This is a genomic window from Prauserella alba (assembly GCF_024171735.1).
In the GTDB taxonomy this organism is placed as follows: domain Bacteria; phylum Actinomycetota; class Actinomycetes; order Mycobacteriales; family Pseudonocardiaceae; genus Prauserella; species Prauserella alba.
The window spans coordinates 1,342,142-1,363,547 of the sequence record NZ_JAMTCH010000003.1 but is presented as its reverse complement, the minus strand read 5'-3'; the positions used below and the strand labels follow the sequence as shown (position 1 = coordinate 1,363,547).

General features: G+C 71.3%; 20 protein-coding genes. 8 read left to right on the top strand and 12 right to left on the bottom strand.

The window, feature by feature from the left end:
* The first annotated feature begins 216 nt into the window (after positions 1-216).
* Both LY12_RS06190 and LY12_RS06185 read left to right on the top strand, forming a co-directional pair.
* Positions 217-1,419, top strand: a complete 1,203-nt coding sequence (locus tag LY12_RS06190) for a thiolase family protein (protein ID WP_253853857.1) — start codon at positions 217-219, stop codon at positions 1,417-1,419.
* Positions 1,416-3,524: a 3-hydroxyacyl-CoA dehydrogenase NAD-binding domain-containing protein gene (locus tag LY12_RS06185; RefSeq protein ID WP_253853855.1), complete on the top strand. Its 2,109-nt coding sequence runs from the start codon at positions 1,416-1,418 to the stop codon at positions 3,522-3,524. The genes LY12_RS06190 and LY12_RS06185 overlap by 4 nt, the downstream gene beginning before the upstream one ends.
* Positions 3,525-3,691: 167 nt before the next feature.
* Here LY12_RS06185 and LY12_RS06180 read toward each other — a convergent pair whose 3' ends face one another.
* From LY12_RS06180 to LY12_RS06165, 4 genes are all read right to left on the bottom strand, one after another.
* Positions 3,692-4,810: a sensor histidine kinase gene (locus LY12_RS06180; protein ID WP_253854949.1), complete on the bottom strand. Its 1,119-nt coding sequence runs from the start codon at positions 4,808-4,810 to the stop codon at positions 3,692-3,694.
* An 18-nt stretch (positions 4,811-4,828) separates the two neighbouring features.
* Positions 4,829-5,569, bottom strand: coding sequence for a response regulator transcription factor (locus LY12_RS06175; protein WP_253853853.1), 741 nt, complete (start codon positions 5,567-5,569; stop codon positions 4,829-4,831).
* A gap of 143 nt (positions 5,570-5,712) precedes the next feature.
* Positions 5,713-7,629, bottom strand: coding sequence for a 1-deoxy-D-xylulose-5-phosphate synthase (dxs, locus tag LY12_RS06170; protein ID WP_253853851.1), 1,917 nt, complete (start codon positions 7,627-7,629; stop codon positions 5,713-5,715).
* Positions 7,630-7,669: 40 nt separating this feature from the next.
* Entirely contained in the window at positions 7,670-8,392 is a 723-nt protein-coding gene (locus LY12_RS06165) for a FadR/GntR family transcriptional regulator (protein WP_253853849.1), read from the bottom strand.
* Positions 8,393-8,589: 197 nt separating this feature from the next.
* Between LY12_RS06165 and LY12_RS06160 the strand changes: the two genes are divergently transcribed.
* Positions 8,590-9,141, top strand: a complete 552-nt coding sequence (locus LY12_RS06160) for a gluconokinase (protein WP_253853847.1) — start codon at positions 8,590-8,592, stop codon at positions 9,139-9,141.
* A 35-nt stretch (positions 9,142-9,176) separates the two neighbouring features.
* Complete coding sequence (locus LY12_RS06155) at positions 9,177-10,565, top strand: GntP family permease (RefSeq protein WP_253853845.1); 1,389 nt, start codon at positions 9,177-9,179, stop codon at positions 10,563-10,565.
* 70 nt (positions 10,566-10,635) lie between these two features.
* On the opposite strand, the gene LY12_RS06150 is transcribed toward LY12_RS06155, so the two are convergent.
* The 3 genes from LY12_RS06150 to LY12_RS06140 form a co-directional block, all read right to left on the bottom strand.
* Positions 10,636-11,310, bottom strand: coding sequence for a hypothetical protein (locus LY12_RS06150; RefSeq protein ID WP_253853844.1), 675 nt, complete (start codon positions 11,308-11,310; stop codon positions 10,636-10,638).
* A gap of 523 nt (positions 11,311-11,833) precedes the next feature.
* Positions 11,834-13,021 carry a class I SAM-dependent RNA methyltransferase gene (locus LY12_RS06145; RefSeq protein WP_253853842.1) on the bottom strand — a complete coding sequence of 396 codons (1,188 nt, stop codon included), beginning with the start codon at positions 13,019-13,021 and terminating at the stop codon, positions 11,834-11,836.
* Entirely contained in the window at positions 13,018-15,078 is a 2,061-nt protein-coding gene (locus LY12_RS06140; protein WP_253853840.1) for an APC family permease, read from the bottom strand. Before LY12_RS06140 ends, LY12_RS06145 begins: the two co-directional genes overlap by 4 nt.
* 254 nt (positions 15,079-15,332) lie before the next feature.
* Between LY12_RS06140 and LY12_RS06135 the strand changes: the two genes are divergently transcribed.
* Complete coding sequence (locus LY12_RS06135; protein ID WP_253853839.1) at positions 15,333-15,998, top strand: potassium channel family protein; 666 nt, start codon at positions 15,333-15,335, stop codon at positions 15,996-15,998.
* Positions 15,999-16,000: 2 nt separating this feature from the next.
* A complete protein-coding gene (locus tag LY12_RS06130; protein WP_183786039.1) occupies positions 16,001-16,657 on the top strand; it encodes a potassium channel family protein in 657 nt (218 codons plus the stop codon).
* Between the two features lie 40 nt (positions 16,658-16,697).
* Here the strand turns inward: LY12_RS06130 and LY12_RS06125 are convergent, their stop codons facing one another.
* Both LY12_RS06125 and LY12_RS06120 read right to left on the bottom strand, forming a co-directional pair.
* On the bottom strand, positions 16,698-17,612 hold the full coding sequence (locus LY12_RS06125; RefSeq protein WP_253853838.1) for a DUF3159 domain-containing protein: 915 nt from the start codon (positions 17,610-17,612) through the stop codon (positions 16,698-16,700).
* 41 nt (positions 17,613-17,653) lie between these two features.
* Positions 17,654-18,031, bottom strand: coding sequence for an OB-fold nucleic acid binding domain-containing protein (locus tag LY12_RS06120; protein ID WP_253853837.1), 378 nt, complete (start codon positions 18,029-18,031; stop codon positions 17,654-17,656).
* Between the two features lie 190 nt (positions 18,032-18,221).
* On the opposite strand from LY12_RS06120, the gene LY12_RS06115 reads away from it, so the two are divergent.
* Positions 18,222-18,956, top strand: coding sequence for an alpha/beta fold hydrolase (locus tag LY12_RS06115; protein ID WP_253853836.1), 735 nt, complete (start codon positions 18,222-18,224; stop codon positions 18,954-18,956).
* Between the two features lie 72 nt (positions 18,957-19,028).
* Here LY12_RS06115 and LY12_RS06110 read toward each other — a convergent pair whose 3' ends face one another.
* A complete protein-coding gene (locus tag LY12_RS06110; protein WP_253853835.1) occupies positions 19,029-19,721 on the bottom strand; it encodes a DUF3710 domain-containing protein in 693 nt (230 codons plus the stop codon).
* Positions 19,721-20,185 (bottom strand): dUTP diphosphatase, encoded by a 465-nt coding sequence (dut, locus tag LY12_RS06105; RefSeq protein WP_253853834.1) that lies wholly within the window; start codon positions 20,183-20,185, stop codon positions 19,721-19,723. The genes LY12_RS06110 and dut overlap by 1 nt, the downstream gene beginning before the upstream one ends.
* Before the next feature lie 156 nt (positions 20,186-20,341).
* Here dut and LY12_RS06100 point away from each other — a divergent pair, with 156 nt between their 5' ends.
* Entirely contained in the window at positions 20,342-20,812 is a 471-nt protein-coding gene (locus LY12_RS06100) for a DUF3093 domain-containing protein (RefSeq protein WP_253854947.1), read from the top strand.
* Positions 20,813-20,990: 178 nt separating this feature from the next.
* Here LY12_RS06100 and LY12_RS06095 read toward each other — a convergent pair whose 3' ends face one another.
* Complete coding sequence (locus LY12_RS06095; protein ID WP_183786045.1) at positions 20,991-21,299, bottom strand: DUF4193 domain-containing protein; 309 nt, start codon at positions 21,297-21,299, stop codon at positions 20,991-20,993.
* Between the last annotated feature and the right edge of the window lie 107 nt (positions 21,300-21,406).

Sequence of the window (21,406 nt, the reverse complement as noted above, 5' to 3'; positions counted from 1 at the left end):
GCGACGCCGGGCTCGGCGACAGGAGCCGCGCCGGTCACGAGACGTACCGGCGCGGCCGCGTTCTCCTGCACCCCGTGGAGTGACACACGGTGGGCGAGGCCACCCTGCGAAGCAATCGCACCCGGGACTACCATCGCGGTTACCGGCTAGTAACAACGCTGTGTGGCCGGCTTCCGAGTTCCCAACACCGCGAACATCATCTCCGAAGGAGCACCCGTGTCCGCACCCGCGCGCACCGTGGCCTTCGTCGACGGGGTACGGACCCCGTTCGGCAAGGCCGGCGACAAGGGCATCTACGCCAACACACGGGCCGACGATCTCGTCGTCAAGGTCATCCGCGAACTGCTGCGCCGCCACCCCGAGCTGCCGGCCGAGCGGATCGACGACGTCGCCGTCGCCGCCACGACCCAGACCGGCGACCAGGGCCTGACCATCGGCCGCACCGCCGCGCTACTCGCAGGCCTGCCGAAGTCCGTTCCCGGTTTCGCCATCGACCGCATGTGTGCGGGCGCGATGACGGCCGTGACGTCGGTCGCCGGCGGCATCGCGTTCGGCGCCTACGACGTGGCCTTCGCAGGCGGCGTCGAGCACATGGGCAGGCACCCGATGGGCGAGGGCGTCGATCCGAACCCGCGTTTCCTGTCCGACAAGCTCGTCGACCCGTCCGCCCTGGTCATGGGCCAGACCGCGGAGAACGTCCACGACCGCTACCCGGCGATCACCAAGGAGCGCTGCGACGCCTTCGCCGTCCGCAGCCAGGAGCGGTTCGCCGACGCCGTGAAGGCCGGCAAGATCGGCCCGGAACTCGTGCCGGTCGCCACCCGGCACCCGGAGCTGGGCTGGGACCTGGCCACCGAGGACGAGCCGCCCCGCCCCGGCACGACGATGGAGAGCCTCGCCGGACTCAAGACGCCGTTCCGCCCGCACGGCCGGGTCACGGCGGGCAACGCCGCGGGTCTGAACGACGGCGCGACCGGCGCGCTGCTCGCGGGTGAGGACACCGCGCGCGAGCTGGGCCTGCCGGTGGGCATGCGCCTGGTCGGCTACTCGTTCGCCGGCGTCGAGCCGGAGGTCATGGGCGTCGGGCCGGTGCCGGCGACGGAGAAGGCGCTCGCCCGCGCCGGGCTGTCCATTTCCGACATCGACCTGTTCGAGATCAACGAGGCCTTCGCCGTCCAGGTGCTGGCCTTCCTCGACCACTTCGGCATCGCCGAGGACGACACCCGCGTCAACGCCTGGGGCGGCGCGATCGCCTGCGGCCACCCGCTCGCCTCGTCCGGCGTGCGGCTGATGACCCAGCTCTCGCGCCGGTTCGCCGAGCGTCCCGACGTGCGCTACGGCATGACGACGATGTGCATCGGGATCGGCATGGGCGGCACCGTCATCTGGGAGAACCCCCACTGGGAGGGCAACAAGTGATCACCGCAGAACAGGCGCAGAGCGCATTCCCCGACGAGGTCGTCACCCGTGCGGTGACCCGCGTCGTGACCGTACCCGGCCTCGACAAGCCGGTCGCGCTCATCACGATCGACAACGGCCACGACCACACGCGTCCGTCGACGTTCGGCCCGCAGAGCCTGGTGAGCCTGAACGCGGCGTTCGACGAGGCCGTCGCCGCGGACCCGGCCGCCATCGCCGTCACGGGCAAGCCGTTCGTGTTCGCCGTCGGCGCCGACCTGTCCGGCGTGGAACAGATCTCGGATCCCGCGGTCGCCACGCAGATCGCGCAGACCGGGCACGACGTGTTCCGCAGGTTCACCGAGTCGGAGATCCCGACGTTCGCCTTCGTCAACGGCGCGGTGATGGGCGGCGGGCTCGAACTCGCGCTGTCGTGCCACTACCGCACGCTGGCGGACAACGTCGCCGCGATCGCGTTGCCCGAGGTGTTCCTCGGCCTCTTCCCCGGTTGGGGCGGCACGCAGCTGCTGCCGAACCTGATCGGCCCGGACGCCGCGGTGACGGTGATCGTCGAGAACGCGCTGAACCAGAACACGATGCTCAAGCCGAAGCAGGCCGCGGAGCTGGGCATCGCCGACGAGCTGCTGCCGTCGGCGGACTACCTGGAGCAGTCGCTGCTGTGGCTGTCCCGCGTGGTGCGCGGTGAGGTCACACCCGCCCGCCCGGAGATCGACCGGGCCGAGGGCTGGGACGCCGCGATGGGCCGCGCCAAGGCGGTCGTCGCGGGCAAGACGAAGGGCGCCTCGCCCGGTGCGGAGAAGGCCCTCGAACTGCTCGAACTGGCACGGACCGCCGACCGGGACGCCGGGTACGCGGCCGAGACCGAGGCACTGTCCGAGCTGCTGATGTCCGACCCGCTGCGGTCCGGGCTGTACTCGTTCGACCTGGTCAACAAGCGGGCCAAGAAGCCAGCGGGTGCGCCGGACACGTCGCTGGCCCGGCAGGTCGGCAAGGTCGGCATCGTCGGCGCGGGCCTCATGGCCAGCCAGCTGGCGCTGCTGTTCGTGCGCAGGCTCAAGGTCCCGGTCGTGCTCACCGACGTCGACCAGGAACGCGTCGACAACGGCGTGTCCTATGTGCACGGCGAGATCGACAAGCTGCTCGGGAAGAAACGCATCGGCCCCGACGAGGCGAACCGGCTACGCGGGCTCGTGTCCGGTTCGCTGGACAAGGCGGCGTTCGCCGACGCGGGCTTCGTCATTGAGGCGGTGTTCGAGGACCTGGGCGTCAAGCGGAAGGTCTTCGCCGAGGTCGAGCAGCACGTCGGGCCGGAGTGCGTGCTGGCGACCAACACCTCGTCGCTGTCGATCACCGCGATGGCCGCCGAGTTGCAGCACCCCGAGCGGGTCGTCGGATTCCACTTCTTCAATCCCGTGGCGGTGCTGCCGCTGCTGGAGATCGTCCGCGGCGAGCGGACCGACGACGCCACGCTGGCGACGGCGTTCTCGGTGGGCAAGCAGCTGAAGAAGTCGACCGTGCTCGTCAAGGACGCACCGGCGTTCGTGGTCAACCGCGTGCTGACGCGCTTCCTCGGCGAGGTGCTGGCAACCGTGGACGAGGGCACGCCGTTCGACGTGGCCGACGCGGCACTCGACCCGCTCGGCCTGCCGATGTCGCCGATGACGCTCCTGCAGCTGGTCGGCCCGCCGGTGGCGCTGCACGTGGCCGAGACGATGCACGAGGCGTTCCCCGAGCGCTACGGCGTGAGCGAGAACCTGCAGCGCTTCGTCGAGGCCGGCAAGTCGGCGGTCTGGCAGTGGGACTCGGCCGGCAACCAGACGGTCGACCCCGAGGTCACGCAGCTGTGGCAGCAGGGCGACACGCCGTCGACGGCCGAGCAGGTGCGCGACCGCGCCCTGGCCGCGCTGGCCGAGGAGATCCGCATCATGCTCGACGAGGGCGTCGTCGCCGAGGCGCAGGACATCGACCTGTGCATGATCCTCGGCGCGGGCTGGCCGTTCTGGCTGGGCGGCATCACCCCGTACCTCGACCGCGCAGGCGTGTCGGAGAAGGTCGCGGGCACGCCCTTCCTCGCTCCGGGCGTGGCGTCGGTGCCCCCGGCGTGAGGTGAGACCGCGGCTGGGGCCGGGAGGCACGCTCCCGGCCCCAGCCGTATAGAATGTTATACATCCACCGTGGTCAGCACCGCTGCGTTATCCCGTCTGCGTCATCCGGCCTGCCTCGTCACCGCTGCGTCGTCCGTTTCGCGCCACGGCGGATGCAGCCCGCCGGGTCAGGTCGCCGCCGGCAGTCGGACGGTGACCGCCAGGCCTCCACCCACGACCGGCTCCGCCGCCACGTCCCCCTCGTGTGCCTCCGCGGCCGCGCGCACGATCGACAGCCCCAGGCCCGCGCCGTGCCGGGCCGTCCGGGCCACGCCTGCACGGCGGAACGGCTCGAACAGTCCCGCCACGGTGTCCGGATCCAGCAACGGCCCCGACGAGCGGACCGTCAGCGTGGTCCACCGGTCCCCCGCTGTGGTCGTGACCTCGATCCAGCCTGCGTCGACGTTGTGGCGCACGGCGTTCTCCAGCAGATTGCCCGCGATCCGTTCCAGCAGCGCCGCGTCCCCCGTGGTCAACGCCGGAGCGAGGCGCAGGTCGACGGCCAGCTCCCGCCGCCGCGCATCGACCTCGACGACGCTCCACGCACGACCGGCGACCTCGGCGACGTTCACGCGTTCGGTCAGGGCGATCCCGGCGCCGTCGGTGCGGGCGAGCAGCAACAGCGACGTGACGAGCCGTTCGGCCCGTTCGGTCGCGTCCCGCACGACGCCCGCCATGCGGCGCAACTCGACCTCGTCCGCGTCCTCGTCGGACAGTGTGACGTCGAGTTCGGTGCGGATGACGGCCAGCGGCGTGCGCAGCTCGTGGCTGGCGTTGGCGACGAACTGGCGCTGCGTGTCGAACGCCACCTGCAACCGGTCCAGCATCGCGTCGATCGTGCGTGCCAGTTCGGCGAGTTCGTCGCGGGTCGACACCTCGCCGATGCGCTCCCCCATCGACTCGCCGGACAGTCGCTGAGCCGTTCGGTTGATGTCCCGCAGCGGCTGCAGCACGCGCGAGGTGAACGTCCACGCCAGAATGCCCGCCGCGGCGACCACGAAGCAGAACGCGATCCCCCCGGCGACGACGACCCGGCCGCGCGCCTCGTTCCGCAGATGCTCGGCGAGGTCGGCCGCTTTGACGTGCACCCCGTCGACCTCGACAACCGTGCCCGGCGGCAGCTGCGGCACCCCGCCCACCGCGTCACCGACGAGGGTCCACGCGAGCCACAACAGCAACGCGCTGACCAGCGCCACGAGCGCCGTCGCGAGGATCGTGATGCGGGCGCGCAGACTGCGCGCCGCCATGCCTGTGCGCCGGATCACTTACGTCAGGGAACCGGACTCCGAGGATCCGCGCGCGCCCGGCGTGCCGTCCGTCTCCCCCGCCACGTCCTCCACCGGCCCCGCACCGGGCACGCGATAGCCCGAACCGACGACCGTCTCGATCACACCGGGCTCCCCGAGTTTCTTGCGCAGCGTCATCACCGTGACACGCACCGTCGTGGTGAACGGGTCGGCGTTCTCGTCCCACACCCGCTCCAGCAGGTCCTCACTGCTGACGACGGCACCGCCCGCGGACAGCAACACCTCGAGGACGCCGAACTCCTTCCGGGTCAGGTCCACGAGTTCGCCACCGCGGTGGACGGTACGGCGGGAGGGGTCCAGCTCGATGTCCCCGGCCGTCAGCACCGGCGGGGCGGCGGGCGTGGCACGCCTTCCCAGCGCCCGCACGCGTGCCACCAGCTCCGGGAAGGCGAACGGCTTCGCGACGTAGTCGTCGGCTCCGAGCGAGAGCCCTTCGACCCGTTCGGAGACCGCGGTGCTGGCCGTGAGCATCAGCACCCTGGTCAGCTCCCCGGAACGCACGATCTCGCGGCACAGCTCGTCACCCGGCATCCCGGGCAGGTCGCGATCGAGCACCACGACGTCGTACCGCGTCACCGACGCCTTCTCGTGTCCGTCGTCGCCGTCCAGCGCCACGTCCACGGCCATACCTTCACGACGCAGGCCACGCGCGATCGCTTCCGCGAGCGGCGCCTCGTCCTCAACTACCAACACGCGCACGTCGACCACCGTGCCACAGTTTTCTGAGAGATTCCTGATTCCCGATGCACGCGAGGCCAGGCAGCCACGCCGCTCGCTCCGCCGGTCCACTTCGGACCGGCGGAGGCCGCGCATCGCGGGCCCGACACCGCCCGTGGCCGACGTCAGGCCCGCGGTGTCGGATCCGACTCGGCGTCCTCGCGGGACTCGCCGATCCGGCCCGCGGCCCACTCGGTGACGGTGCGGGCGACGTCCTGCGCCGTCAGGCCGACCGCGGCGAGGACCTCGCCGCGACTGCCGTGGGCGTGGAACCGCTGCGGCACGGCCAGGTCCCGCAGCGGCACGTCGCACTCGGCGTCCCGGAGCGCGGCCGACAGTGCGGAGCCGAAACCGCCGTGCCTGCCGCTGTCCTCGACGGTGACGACCAGGCGGTGCCTACGGGCCAGCGCGGTGAGTTCCGCAGGCACCGGCACGACCCACCGCGGGTCCACGACGGTGACCCCGATTCCCTGGTCGGCCAGCCGGTCCGCCGCGTCGAGACCCAGGCCCGCGAACGCGCCCACCGACACGAGCAGCACGTCCTCCCGCTCGCTGCGGCGCAGCACGTCGACCGTGCCGAACCGCTCGGCGGCGGGCACCGACTCGACCACGCCGCCCTTGGAGAACCGCAGCGCCGTCGGCCCGTCGGACACGCCGACGGCCTCGCGCAGTTCCTCCCGCAGCGTCTCGGCGTCGCGCGGTGCGGCGACCCGCATGCCCGGCACCATCCCCAGCAGCGACAGGTCCCACATCCCGTGGTGACTGGGCCCGTCGGGACCGGTCACACCCGCACGATCGAGCACCAGCGTCACGGGCAGGCGGTGCAGCGCGACGTCCATCAGCGTTTGATCGAACGCCCGGTTCAGGAACGTCGAGTACACGGCCACGACCGGATGCCGGCCGTCCATGGCCAGCCCGGCCGCCGAGGTCACCGCGTGCTGCTCGGCGATGCCGACGTCGAACCACCGGTCCGGATGAGCCTCGGCGAAGGTGTGCAGGCCGGTCGAGCGCAGCATCGCGGCGGTGATCGCCACGAGGTCCTCGCGCTGGCCGCCGAGCCGGGCCAGCTCCTCCCCGAACACCGACGTCCAGCTCGGCCCCTTCGCCGGCGGCAGGCCCGTCTCCGGGTCGATCGGATCGGTCTGGTGCATCTGGTCGGCTTCGTGGTTGACGGCCGGCTCGTAGCCGTGGCCCTTCTCGGTGGCCACGTGCACGATCACCGGACCGCCGAACGCCTTGGCGCTCTGCAGCGCCTTCTCCAGCGCCGCGAGGTCGTGGCCGTCCACCGGGCCGAGGTATTTGAGGCCGAGGTCGGAGAACATGACCTGCGGGGTGAACGCGTCCTTGATGCCGGCCTTCGCGGCGTGCAGTGCCGTGTAGATCGGCTTGCCGACCACCGGCGTGTGCTGCAGCAGCTCGCGGCCACCGTCGAGGATCCGTTCGTAGCCCGGCCGCAGCCGCAGCGCCGAGAGATGCTCGGCCAGCCCGCCGATGGTCGGCGAGTACGACCGGCCGTTGTCGTTGACGACGATGACCACCGGCAGGTCCGGCTGCGCGGCGATGTTGTTGAGCGCCTCCCAGCACATACCGCCCGTCAGCGCGCCGTCGCCGACGACCGCGACCGCGCACCGGTCGGAGTCACCCGCCAGCCGGATGGACTTGGCGAGCCCGTCGGCATACGAGAGCGCCGTGGAGGCGTGGCTGTTCTCGATGTGATCGTGCTCGCTCTCGCCGCGGTCGGGGTAACCGGAGAGCCCACCGCGCTGGCGCAGCCCGTCGAACTCCCCCGCGCGCCCGGTGACGATCTTGTGCACGTAGGACTGGTGGCCGACGTCGAACAGCAGCGGATCACGCGGCGAGTCGAACACCCGGTGCAGCGCGAGCGTCAGCTCCACGACACCGAGATTGGGGCCCAGGTGACCGCCTGCGCGGCGAACCTTGTCGACGAGGAACGTCCTGATCTCCTCCGCCAGGGCGCCGACCTGCTCGTGGTCCATCCCCTTGAGATCCGCCGGTCCGTGCACGGACTCCAGCAACGTCACTCTCCACCTCATTCGCCGTCGGTTCACGGTGCCTGACCGCTCAGTCTAAAGAGGTATTCCCGGTGCCGAGCGGCGCCATCGCCTCGCGTACCTCACCGAGCAGGTCCCGCATCGCGTCCTCGGCCCTGCGGTACTGCCCGGCGGACACCGCCGCGGCGACGTTCTCGTGGGCGTCCAGTGCCTCGGGAACCGGCTGCTGGGGCATCAGCCCCAGCTGGGTCCTGCCCCGCAGTACGACGGCGACGACGTCGGCGAGCGCGGCGAACATCTCGTTGCCGCTCGCCTCGAGCAGCAACGTGTGGAAGGCGATGTCGGCCTGCATGAAGTCCTCCAGCAGGCCCCGTTCGCCGAGTCCGCGCATCCGTGCGCCGAGTTCGACGATGCGCGTGCGCTGCTCGGCGGAGGCGTTCCAGGCGGCCGCGCCCGCGGCGAGGGGTTCCACGGCGATGCGCAGTTCGGTGAGCGAGCGCAGCTGGGCGTCGCGTCCGCTGCCGGCGAGGCGCCACCAGATCACCCTGGGATCGAAGACGTTCCAGGACGCGGCGTCCTGCACCGTGATGCCGACCCTCCGCCGCGAGGTGACCAGACCCATGGATTCGAGGATGCGCATCGTCTCGCGGGCGACGGTGCGGGAGACGCCGAAGCGCTCCTGGATGTGCTCGAGGGTGAGCGTGTCGCCCTGTGCCAGATCGCCGTCGGTGATCTCGCGCCCGATGGCTTCCAGCACCGCGCCGTGCCTGCTTTCGAACCCCGCCCTGCTCACGACCGTCCAGGTTAGTCGCGGTGACCCGGCCGTGGGGACGACCCGCCGGGGTCGGGGTCACCGTCACACACCGGAGGGCGGTCACCACACCGTTACCGCAATGGTGTTACCTTTCGTTCTCAAACGTAGTACCTTTCCATCCGACCTGGTGCACATCACAACGCACCGTCGCCGCACACGTTCACCGAGGAGCGCCCATGCCAGCCACCTGTCTCGTGGTGATGGGAGTGTCCGGCGCAGGCAAGAGCACGATCGCCGCTCACCTCGCCGATGAACTCGGCTGGCCGATGGCCGAGGCCGACGAGTTCCACCCCGAGGCCAACATCGCGAAGATGTCGGCCGGCACCCCACTCACCGACGCGGACCGCATGCCGTGGCTCGAAGCCCTACGGGCGTGGATCGACGAGCGCGGCGCGGCCGGCGAAAGCGTCATCGTGACGTGCTCGGCGCTCAAACGGACCTACCGCGACGTGCTCCGGCGAGCCGGTTCCCGTGTGCGGTTCGTCCACCTGCGCGGCTCGGCGGACACCGTCGGCGGGAGGCTCTCCGGCCGGTCCGGCCACTTCATGCCCCCCGCGCTGTTGGAGTCCCAGTTCGCCGACCTGGAACCCCTCGACCCCGACGAGGACGGGGTGGCACTCGACGTGACCACCTCCCCCGAGGCGATCACCGACACGGCACTCGACCGTCTCGGTCTCCGATCCGGCGGCCACACCGGCGCAGGGCACGACACGAACGCATCAGGCTGAACAACGACGACAACGATGTCGGAAACGGAGCCGGTATGAACACCGACGAGTGGACCCAGACCCTCGGAGCAGGGCCACTACTGGGCATCGCCGGGGCCGCCGTGGCGGTCCTGCTGATACTGATCATCGGGCTGCGCGTGCACGCCTTCCTCGCACTGGTCGTGGTCAGCATCGCCACGGCCTTCGCGGCGGGCATTCCCGCGGGCTCGGTCATGGACACGCTCACCGACGGTTTCGGGTCCACGCTCGCCAGCGTGGCCCTGCTCGTCGGCCTCGGCGCGATGCTCGGCAGACTGCTCGAGATCAGCGGCGGCGCACAGTCGCTGACCGACGCGATGATCCGCCGATTCGGGGAGAAACGCGCCCCGCTCGCCCTCGGCGTCGCCTCACTGATCTTCGGCTTCCCGATCTTCTTCGACGCCGGGCTCGTCGTGATGCTGCCGATCGTGTTCTCCGTGGCACGACGGCTGGGCGGCGGCGTGCTGCGCTACGGACTGCCCGTCGCGGGCGCCTTCTCCGTCATGCACATCTACGTGCCGCCGCACCCCGGCCCGGTCGCCGCGAGCGGACTGCTCGGCGCCGACGTCGGCCTGGTGCTGCTGTTCGGCCTGATCATCGCCGTACCGACGTGGTACATCACCAGCTACCTGTACGGCGTGATGGTCGGCAAGCGGATCGCACTGCCCGTGCCGGAGATCCTCCGCGGCGGAACGGACACCACCGAGCAGGACCAGAACCCGCCCCCGGCGTCGACCGTCGTGGGACTGCTGCTCATCCCGCTCGTGATGATCTTCGCCAACACCGGCCTCGACACCGCGGGCGAGGCCGGCTGGATCAACGGCGACGCGAGCTGGGTGCAGGTGGCGATGGTGCTCGGCTCGACGCCGGTCGCCCTGCTGGTCACCGTGTTCGTCGCCAGCTACGTGCTCGGCACCCGCCGTGACCGGAGCCGCGGCGTGATCGAGCGGCTGCTCGACTCCTCGCTCGGCCCGGTGTGCGCCATCATCCTCATCACCGGCGCCGGCGGCATGTTCGGAGCCGTGCTGCAGGCCAGCGGCATCGGCGAGGCGCTCGCCGACGCGCTCGACGGGGTGGGCATGCCGGTGTTCGTGGCCGCCTACGTCATCGCCGCGGTCCTGCGCATCGCGCAGGGTTCGGCAACCGTCGCGCTGACCACCGCGGCGGGACTGGTGCAGCCACTGGTGATGACCGGTTCGTTCTCGAGCATCGAGGTCGTCGCGATCGTGCTGGCGCTCGCCGCCGGTTCGGTGACGGCGAGCCACGTCAACGACTCGGGCTTCTGGCTGGTCGGCCGCTTCTTCGAGATGGACACCAAGACGACGCTGAAGACGTGGACGGTCATGGAGACCACGATCGGCCTCGTCGGCTTCGGTCTCGCCGGCGTCCTGTTCCTCGTCGGCTAGGCACTCCCGGGCCCGGCGCAGTGTCCGTCCGCTCCCGCGACGTCCGCGCCGGGCCCGGGACCACCGACGTTCATCCGCACCGGCTGTCGGTGCGCGTGTCACCCCGGCCGCCGGCGCAGATGACCGAGCCGGAATCGCCGGCGTGCCCGAACTCCGGTACGGCGAAGCAGTCGACGAACTCAGCGGTGATCCCGCCGAAACCCACCATCACGACCGCGTCGTCGTCCTCGATCACCGACGAGGTGTACTCGGTGGTCCGGCCCACCTTCTCCACGACCATGTCCTCCTCAGGCTCAGCCACGGCATCGTCGCCGGCCACGAGCGCGACGTGGAGCTCCTCGAGGACAGCGGACATGCGGCAACCGATGATCCGGCCCGAACAGTCGCCCGCGAACAGCAGGCCGACCGCGGGGTGCTCCGGTGACACCGGAGGCATCTGGTCGTCCATCACCTCTTCGGACACGAGCCCGTCGTCGGTCGGAGCGGCGATCGCGCAGTCGACGCGATTGCCGTCCTCGACGACGTCCACCCAGCGCGTCAACGTCGCGACCCGGTCGTCGGCCTCGCTCCCGCCGTCGGCGGGGCCCGGCTGCACCACCGGGTCCCCCACCTCGGCGTCGTTCGTGTTCGCCAGCACGTGGTTGTTCGACAGCACCTGCCGTGAACCGTCGGCGACGTCGCGCACCAGGCAGCCCATCGTGCCCGCGGAGACGGCGACGTGGCCGATGCTCGCTCCGGTGCGCACCGGACGGACCCGCTCGGTGTGCTCGAGGACCTCGGGCCCCGGCTCCCCGGCGCCGACCCCCGGAACGCCCAGTGCGTAGAAGGACCCGCCTCGACGACGTCGACCGGCACGTCGATGCCGTCGACGGGGACGCTCGCCGGGAGCAACCGGTCCGCCGGCACGAGCTCCGGCGGATCCTTACGGGAGACGTACACGACGACGACCGACTCGTCGACGCGCTGCCCACCCCGTCGACGATGTCCGAGAGCGAACCCGTTGACGTTGGAATCGGAACCGTACGACTGTTTGAGACGGTCGCGTGCGGACCGTCGTCGGGCTCGGTCGGCCGGATCGTAGGACGGCATGGCAGCCCCCTATGCGCATCGTGTAACGCAGCGTCACGGAGTGTAACTCCATCGGGTCGCCCCGTCCAGCGACCGCTGCCGTCCCGCATCCCGGGCACACGATGCGGCGGACCCGGCTGTCCCACCCGCAGATACACACGCGAAGCTCGGGGCGGGCCGGCCGCGCGGCGTGCGAACCGTCAGCGTTCGAGCAGCGCGACGCACTCGACGTGGTGCGTCATGGGAAACGCGTCGAACGCGCGCAGGGCGGTCATCCGGTAGCCGTGCCCCTGCAACGTCGCGACATCGCGCGCCAGCGCCGCCGGGTCGCAGGCGACGTACACCACGCGGGCGGGCGACGCACCCGCGATCGCGTCGACGACCCCGCGCCCCGCGCCTTTCCGCGGTGGGTCCAGCACCACGACGTCGGCTGCCGACTCCACTGTGGACACGATCCGCTCGACCGTGCCGCAGCGCCACTCCACCTGGGGCAGATCGGACAGATTGGACTGTCCGTCGCGGACGGCGCGGTCGCCCGACTCGATCGCCAGCACCGAACCGTCCCCGCCGACCTGGTCGGCCAGCACGGAGGCGAACAGGCCCGCTCCCGCGTACAGGTCCCAGACCCGGCCACCCGTGGGAGCCGCGGCCCACTCGGCCACCACGGCGGCCAACGTCGACGCCGCAGCCGGGTGCACCTGCCAGAAGCCGTGAGCCGCCACCCGCCAGGTGCGGCCGGCGGCGTGTTCCACGGCGATCCCGCCCGAGACCTGCTTCGGCCTGCCACCGCGGCGGATCTCCGCCAGGTGCACGGTGCCCCGCGCGTCTTCGGCCACCTCGAACTCGGTGCCGGGGCGGGCCCGGCGTGCCAGGCCGGTTTCGGCCGCCCCCTGGAGGGTGATCGGGCAGTCCTCCAGCGCGATCACGTCGTGGCTCCGGTGCGCCCGCAGTCCGGGCCTGCCGTCCCGTCCGGTCACGAATCGCACCCGGCTGCGCCAGCGCAGCGGCGCGTCGGTCAGAGCCTCCACGTCGACGGGCCACGTGACACCCGCCAGCCGTTCCAGCTGTTCGGCCACCACCCGCGCCTTCAGCGCACGCTGCGCCGCCGGGGCGGCGTGCTGCCAGTCGCACCCACCGCACAGGCCGGGTCCCGCCACCGGGCACGGCGGCTCGACCCGGTCGGGGGACGCCTCGGCCACCGCGATGGCATCGCCGCGGCAGAACGATCCGCCGCGGTCCTCCGTCACGCGCACCCGCACCCGTTCCCCCGGCAGCGCGTGGCGGACGAACACGACCCGGCCGTCGACCCGGGCCACACAGTGCCCGCCGTGGGCGACGTCGCCCACGGTGACGTCGAACTCCCTGCCGTTCCAGTCGACGCCGCTCACCGGTCGTCCTTCCCAGCAGGCGATCCGTCCCGGCGGGTGCCGCCGTTTCCGTCCTGCCCGCCGCCCGTGAGGCCGCGCCGCACGTCCCCGGCGACCGCACGGTGCCCCTCGGAGTCGGAGCCGTGCGCCCGCTTCGACGACTCCAGCTGCCACGGCACGCTCGTCACCATCACCCGCGACTGGAACAGCAGCCGCGTCTTCAGCCGCAGCGCGCTCTGGTTGTGCAGCACCTGCTCCCACCAGCGGCCGACGACGTACTCGGGGATGAAGATCGTCACGACGTTGCGCGGGTTGTCGCCGCGGACCCGCTTGACATAGTCGAGCACCGGCCGCGTGATCTCCCGGTACGGCGATTCCACGACCTTCAGCGGAACCGTGAACTTCCGGCGATTCCAGTCGTCGGTGAGCTTGCGCGTGTCGATGTCGTCGACGTTGACCGTCACGGCCTCGAGCACGTCCGGCTTCGTGGCCTTCGCGTACGCCAGGGCACGCAACGTCGGCCGGTGGATCTGGGAGACCAGCACAATGGCGTGGTTGCGCGCGGGCAACGTCACTTCCTCGCCCTCGACCTCCTTGATCTCCTCGGCCACGTGGTCGTAGTGACGGCGGATACCGCGCATCAGCACGTAGATCGCCGCCATCGCCACGATCGAGATCCACGCGCCCTCCAGGAACTTCGTCACGAGCACGATCACCAGCACGGTCGCGGTCATCACCAGACCGAACGAGTTGATCAGCTGTGCCCGGCGCATCTGAACGCGGGCGGCCTCGTCGGTCTCCACGGCGAGCCTGCGGTTCCAGTGCCGGATCATGCCGCTCTGGCTGAGCACGAACGAGACGAACACTCCGACGATGTAGAGCTGGATCAGCTGCGTGACCTCGGCGTCGAACACCGCGACGAGCACGATCGCCAGCAGCGCCAAAAAGAGGATGCCGTTGCTGAAGGCCAGCCGGTCGCCGCGAGTGTGGAGCTGCCGGGGCAGGAACCGGTCCTGCGCCAGGATCGACGCCAGCACCGGGAAGCCGTTGAACGCCGTGTTGGCGGCCAGAGCGAGGATCAGGCCGGTGAAGAAGATGATGTACCAGATCGCCGGGGTGAAGCCGCCGAACACGGCCCCGGCCAGCTGCGCGACGAGGGTCTTCTGTTCGTAGCCCTCCGGTGCGCCGATGAGCTGGGTGGCCGGGTCCTCCGCCATGATCACACCGGTGACGTTCGCCAGGAACAGCAACCCGAGGAACATCGTCACCGCGAGCACGCCCATGAGCAGCAGCGTCGTCGCCGCGTTCTTGCCCTTCGGTTTGCGGAACGCCGGCACCCCGTTGGCGATCGACTCGACACCGGTCAGCGCGGCGCTGCCGGTCGAGAACGCCCGCAGCACCACGAACACGAAGGCCAGCCCCGCCAGGTGCTCTCCCTCGGTGGCCAGCTCGAAGCCGGCACTCTCGGCACGCACGTCCTCGCCGCGCACCAGCGTGCGGACGAGGCCCCACCCGATCATGGCGAGGATGCCCACGACGAAGGCGTAGGTCGGGATGGCGAACGCCGTGCCGGACTCGCGCACGCCGCGGAGGTTCCCCGCCGCCAGCAGCACGATCGCCCCGACGGCGAACAGCACCTGGTGTTCGGCGACGAACGGGATGATCGAGCCGATGTTCGCCGCCGCCGCGGAGATCGACACCGCGACGGTGAGCACGTAGTCGACGAGCAGCGCGCAGGCCACGCCGAGACCCCAGTTCGGTCCGTGGTTGACGGTCGCGACCTCGTAATCGCCGCCGCCCGAGGTGTAGGCACGGACGTTCTGGCGGTAGGAGGCGACGACCGCCGCCATGACGAGCGCGATGACGAGGCCGACCCACGGGCTGTAGACGTACGCCGACGTCCCGGCGATCGAGAGGACGAGGAGAATCTCCTCCGGCGCGTAGGCCACACTCGACATCGGATCGGAGGCGAAGACCGGCAACGCGATGCGCTTCGGCAGCCGCGTGCGGGCCAGGCGGTCGCTCCGGAAGGGGCGGCCCAGCAGCAACCGTTTCGTCGCGGTGGCGAACTTGGACACCAGTGCAGGGTATTGACGTCCTCGCCGCGACCGGAGCCGGGGGATCCCAACCCGCTGGGCGCGCGGGGCCATCCGACATCGGCCGCGTCACCGGTGGATATCCGAGCAGTGGATCGGTGCGCCGACCCCACGGCACGTCCCGAGGAGTCCTCGCTGTCCAGCTTTCGATCAACCGCCCGCGGCCCGCACGTCGGCGCGGCGCGGTAGGTTGCATCGCAGTCGCCGGCAACACGCACAAGGAGGCAGAGACAACCGTGCACGTGGTGATCATGGGATGCGGCCGGGTGGGCGCGTCCCTGGCCGCCGCCCTCGAACGGCTCGATCACGAGGTCGCCGTCATCGACCGCGATCAGGAGGCCTTCCGCAGACTCGGCAGCGGCTTCCACGGCCAGCAGGTCGTCGGCATGGGCTTCGACCGGGACGTGCTGACCGAGGCCGGGATCGAACGCGCGGGTGCGTTCGCGGCGGTGTCCAGCGGCGACAACTCGAACATCATCTCCGCCAGGGTGGCGCGCGAGCTGTTCGGCGTGGAGCACGTCGTGGCACGCATCTACGACCACAAACGCGCCGCCGTCTACGAACGTCTGGGCATCCCGACGATCGCCACCGTGCCGTGGACGACCGACCGGTTCCTGCGCACCCTGCTGCCCGACGGTGTGGCCACCTCCTGGCGCGATCCCACCGGGACGGTGGCGCTGCTGCAGCTGCCGCTGCACGAGGGCTGGATCGGCCGCAACGTGCGCGACATCGAACGAGCCGCCGGGGTCCGGGTGGCGTTCGTGATGCGCTTCGGCACCGGCGTGCTGCCGACCACTACGACCGTCATCCAGGCCGACGACGAGGTGTACGTCGCGGCCCAGTCCGGCACCGTCGGCGACGTCACGGCCGTGGCCGCCCGCGCACCCGAGGAGGACGACTAGAGATGCGTGTCGCGATCGCCGGTGCCGGCGCGGTGGGCCGGTCCATCGCCTCCGAGCTCATCGAGGCCGGTCACACCGTCCTGCTCATCGAACGGCTCTCGCGCCAGTTCACCCCGGAGGTCGTCGAGGCCGCGGAGTGGGTGCTCGGCGACGCCTGTGAGATGTCCACGCTCGAGGCGTCGGGCATCGAGCGCTGCGACGTCGTCATCGCCGCCACGGGCGACGACAAGGTGAACCTCGTGCTGGCGCTGCTGGCCAAGACCGAGTTCGCGGTGCAGCGCGTGGTGGCGCGGGTGAACAACCCGGCCAACGAGTGGCTGTTCAACGAGAGCTGGGGCGTCGACGTCGCGGTGTCGACACCGAGGATGCTGGCCGCGATGGTCGAAGAGGCCGTGAGCGTCGGCGACCTGGTGCGGCTGATGACGTTCCGCAAGAGTCAGGCCAACCTCGTCGAACTCACCCTGCCCGAGGAGACCCCGCTGGCCGGCACGCCCGTCGAACGGCTCAACCTGCCGCGGGACGCGGCGCTGGTGGCGATCCTGCGCGGGGAACGCGTCATCGTGCCGCAGCCCGACGATCCGGTCGAGGGCGGCGACGAGGTGTTGTTCGTGGCGCCGGAGAGCGTCGAACCGGAGCTGCGGACCGCGCTCGGCCGCTGATTCGCGGACGTCAGCGGACCCGGTGTCGGCGGGGCAAGTGTCAGCGGGGCGGGGTGTCGGACGACTCGTCGTCCGACACCGCTCTCCCCGCGCCCGTCGAGACGGCGCCGGTCGGCACGGCACCGGATGTGTCGCGGGCCGACGTGTCGTGGGCGGGCCGGTCGTACTTGGCGCGCAGCTCGGCCTCGATCTCGGCGTCGGTACGTTCCCGGTTCTCACGCAGGTGCTTGAGCCTGCGGTCCGAACGGCGCACCGCCCACACGACGACCAGCAGCGCCAGGCCGTAGAGCGGATACCCCATGGCGATCTTCGCGAACGCCAGCCAGCCCGTGTGGTCCTCGTCGTAGAGCCACCGCTGGACGATGAACCGCGCGGCGAACACGGCGGCCAGTGCGAGCGTGGCGATGTCGTAGCCCCGGCGCGACGGCTTGTCCTTGCGCCAGTCCATGCCGGTGCCGTTGAGCGCGTTCCACACGACCCCGGCCAGGGGCCAGCGCACCAGCACCGACAGCATCAGCACGCTGAAGTACACCACCGAGGTCCAGATGCCGAACAGGAAGAAGCCCTTGGCCTCGCCGGTGCGGTAGGCGATGAACGCCGCGATCGCCACACCGAGGAAGCCGGAGATCGCGGGCTGCACCGGTTCCTTGCGCACGATGCGCGCCACGGTGATCGCCACGGCACTGCCCAGGGCGATCCAGATGGCCGGCATCAGCCCGAACATCGCGTTCGCGAGCACGAACACGACGACCGGGATGCCCGAGTAGATCAGCCCCGACACGCCGCCCATCTGCTCGAGCATCGTGGGCGCACGGTCGGCACCGGCGTCCCGGTCGCCCGGAGCGCCGGAGTCGTCGGCCTGGGCGCCCGGGTCACTGCCGCTGCGGGCCACCTCGGAACCGTCGGTCTCGTCCGGCTCGCCGGTGCGGTCGGGCTCGCGGTCGGGTGCGCTCACGCGGGAATACTCCGGATCTTCTCGGCTGTCGGGCCGCAACGTCAGGTCGGCTGCAGCAGCTCGTAGTAGGGGTTGTACAGCACTTTACGACCCTCGCGATCGGCCATGCGGCCACGGGCCTTGATGGTCCGGCCCGGTTCGATCCCGGGAATCCGCCTGCGGCCCAGCCACACGAGTGTGACCTCGTCGGTGCCGTCGAACAGTTCGGCCTCCAACGTGGCCGCCTCGCTCGCGGGACACAACTCGACGCTCCGCAGGCGCCCGAGCACGATCACCTCGTCGCCGCAACGGCAGTCGCACGCCCGCTGGGCGCCACTCGCCTCGGATTTCTCGGACAGATCGTCGGCGTCGAGGGTCTCGACGTCACTGGTGAGTTTCTTGACCAACCGGCTGAAATAGCCGCCGTCCTTGGCGGGCATGTGCCTGCTCCTGTACTTCGAGGGCCCCCGACTCGGCATTCCACGGCCCGTACTGTTCAGCGTAGCCTTCCTACCGGCACAGGGAAGCCGACGGAGGTCGACTGTGGCAAGGCGCCACGACGTGAGCTGCGTTATGCCCACGCGCGGGCCTCTCGTCGGTGCGGGTAGGCCGGTCGAGCAGGATGTCGGCGTGCCCGCCACATCGCCGCCACTCCCGGCCCCGCCCACCCACGCCGCGGTCCTGCCCGGCACCGGTTCCGACGAGGTGTTCGCCCGCGCCGTGTTCGCTCCGGCGCTCACCGCCGCCGGTCTCGCCGTGACCGCACCCCGGCCGGTCGCGGGCCCCGCGCTCGTCGGGGAGTCGCTCGCAGCGCTGGACGCGGCCGCCGCGGCCGCGAACGGGCCGATCCTGGTCGGCGGCGTGTCCCTCGGGGCCCAGCTGGCCGTCGAATGGGCACTGCGCAACGGCTCGCGCTGCGCCGGGGTGCTGGCGGTGTTGCCGGCGTGGGCGGGTCCGCCGGGAAACGCACCCGGCGCGGTCGCCGCCCGCGCCTCGGCCGACCTCATCGACCGCGACGGGCTCGACCGTGCGCTCGCGATCTCGACAGACGGGGTGCCACCGTGGCTGGCCGCCGAGCTGACCCGGTCCTGGCGCCGCCACGGCGACGGTCTCGCCGCGGGGCTCCGCGCCGCGGCCGCTCACCCGGCACCCGACCTCGACACGCTGGCCCGGTGCCGAGTGCCGGTCGGCATCAGCGCCTGCACCGACGACCCGGTGCATCCGATCGAACTCGCCCGCGGCTGGGCCGAGGCCTTGCCGCTCGCGAGCCTGCGGCAGATGTCACTCGACGCGTTCGGCGCGGACCCCGCGGCGGCGGGCCGGGCCTCCGTCGCAGCCTGGCGGGAGGCCGCCGGGGCCGGCTGAGGCCGGGCAGGGACGCGACGGCGCCGGCTCGCACCGACTCGTCCCTGCCCGGCGCTCATCCCTGCCCGGCGCTCATCCCTGCCCGGACTGCTGCGCCGCGATGTGCTCCGCCACCTGCTCGGGCAGCCGCACCGGCAGCGGCGTGCGCACCGGCATCGGCGCGTCCCCGCGGGCCACGATCGTGCCGCGCACGATGTCCCGCAGCACCTCCGGCGCTTCGGCGGCCTGCGTCTGCGGGCCCGCGATCACACCGCGCAGCATCCACCGCGGGCCGTCGACGCCGACGAACCGCAGTGCCATCTCACCGATGACGGCCGAGAGCTCCATGCCCCATTCGCCGCGGCCGAGCGAGACCTTCGCACCGTCGCCGCGCAACTGTTCGGCGAGCTCGTCGCTGACCGACCGCCACTGCCCGCCCGAGCGGGGCGCCGCGTAGGCACTCACCGTGACCTGTCCCTGCGGCACCACGATGTGCACCGCGCGGACGTTGCCGCCCTGCTGGTCCATCTCGACCTGCACCTGCGACCCGTCCGGCACGGGCACCCGCACCGAGCCGAGGTCCATGCGTGGCAGTCCGTCGTCGGGAGCGTCCGCCTCGTCGTACGGGCCCGACGCGCCGTCGACCCGGTCGGCGGGCGAGTCGCTCTCGACGTCCTCGGCCTCATCGGCGCCGGCCGCCGTCACCGGCTCGTCGCCGGAGTCGACTCCCGCGCCGGCCTCGTCGCCGCCGGCCGGCTGTCGTCGCTTCCGTCCGAAAATCCCCACTAGTTCTCCGTTCCGAGGGTCGCGTGCCCGCCCGTCGAACCGTAGCCGCCGCTCCCCCGCTCGGTCGGCTCGAGTTCGTCGGTCTCGACGAACTCAGCGCGGCTGACGCGCTGCACGATCAGCTGCGCGATCCGGTCGCCCCGCGTGAGTTCGACCGGCGCGGCCGGGTCGAGGTTCACCAGGCACACCTTGATCTCACCGCGATATCCGGCGTCGATGGTGCCGGGCGTGTTCACGATCGACAGGCCGACCCGTGCGGCGAGCCCCGACCTCGGGTGCACGAAGCCGGCGTACCCGGACGGGAGTGCGATCGCGACTCCGGTTCCCACCACGGCGCGCTCACCCGGCGCGAGCACGACGTCCCTGGTGGTCACGAGATCGGCGCCGGCATCGTCGGGCCGCGCATAGGACGGGACGGGGACATCGGGATCGACGCGGGAAAGCAGGACCTGCACGCTGGACACGGCTGGCGAGACTACCCTGAACCCGTGAGCACGAGTGCACGCGCGCGGCCCGACGGCGAGGACCCGGCGACCGGCGCCGACAACGCCCAGGACAACGACACCGGCGCCCCCGGCCGGAACGCCGAGCCCGGGGTGCGATTCAGCGAACGGTTGTACATGGCGTGGTGGTGCTGGCCGCTGCCGTTGATCGGTGCCGCCCTGCTGGCCGCCGAGGTCCACATGGGCTATCCCGGAGTGCGCGCCTGGCTGCCGTACGTGATCCTGCTGCCGCTGGCCGCGCTGCTGCTGCTCGGCTTCGGACGGTTGAAGATCCGCATCACCGGCGGCGATCGCCCCGAGTTGTGGGTCGGCGAGGCCCACCTGCCGGTGCGGCACATCGGTGCGGTCGAGGTGATCGGCACCGGCGCCCGCCGCAGGACCCTCGGCCCCGAGCTCGACCCGGCCGCGTTCGTCGTCAACCGGGGCTGGATTCCCACACTCGTGCGCGTCGAGGTGACGGACCAGGACGATCCGACCCCGTACTGGCTGTTCAGCACGCGCCACCCGGAGCGCGTCGCCGCACTGCTGCGGGACATCCGGCCCCCGCTGCACCCCGACACACCGGAGACCCCCTCCACCGGGAACTGATCAGCCGGGAACCGATCCGGCGCCGGCCCTCCGGAGAACGGGCCTCATCGACACCCGTCCCGCGTCCAACCGTCCCCATACAACGAGAGTGGCCGGGTGATGTCCGTCATCACCCGGCCACTCTCGTCTCGCCCGTGTCGCCCCCTACCGCCGTCGCGCCCGCCGATGCGGGCCCGGCTCACGCGCAGTCGCGGCAGATCAGCTGAGAACCCGATTCCTCCGCGAGCCTGCTGCGGTGGTGCACCAGGAAGCACACCGAGCAGGTGAACTCGTCGGCCTGCTTCGGCACGACCTTGACGGTCAGGTCCTCACCGGACAGCCCCGACAGGTCGGCGCCCGGCAGCTCGAAGTTCTCGGCGCTCACGTCCTCGTCGACGTCGACGACACCGGACTGGTTCTCGTTGCGCCGCGCCTTCAGTTCCTCCAGCGAGTCTTCGGCGAGCTCGTCCGCCTCACTGCGGCGCGGAGCGTCGTAGTCGGTCGCCATTGTCCTTCACCCCTGCGATCAGCATTTCTCTCGATACGCGACCGTCGGAGGCGAACTCCGGCGGTCCTGTCGCTTCCGCTGGTCAACGTTCCAGCGCCTGTGTTTGT

Bases quoted from the DNA above. Each gene is read 5' to 3' on its own strand.
- LY12_RS06180 (WP_253854949.1), bottom strand. From the start codon at position 4,810: ATGGCGGCGCGCAGTCTGCGCGCCCGCATCACGATCCTCGCGACGGCG.
- LY12_RS06160 (WP_253853847.1), top strand. From the start codon at position 8,590: ATGCCAGCCACCTGTCTCGTGGTGATGGGAGTGTCCGGCGCAGGCAAG.
- LY12_RS06155 (WP_253853845.1), top strand. From the start codon at position 9,177: ATGAACACCGACGAGTGGACCCAGACCCTCGGAGCAGGGCCACTACTG.
- LY12_RS06130 (WP_183786039.1), top strand. From the start codon at position 16,001: ATGCGTGTCGCGATCGCCGGTGCCGGCGCGGTGGGCCGGTCCATCGCC.
- LY12_RS06120 (WP_253853837.1), bottom strand. From the start codon at position 18,031: ATGCCCGCCAAGGACGGCGGCTATTTCAGCCGGTTGGTCAAGAAACTC.
- LY12_RS06100 (WP_253854947.1), top strand. From the start codon at position 20,342: ATGGCGTGGTGGTGCTGGCCGCTGCCGTTGATCGGTGCCGCCCTGCTG.
- LY12_RS06095 (WP_183786045.1), bottom strand. From the start codon at position 21,299: ATGGCGACCGACTACGACGCTCCGCGCCGCAGTGAGGCGGACGAGCTC.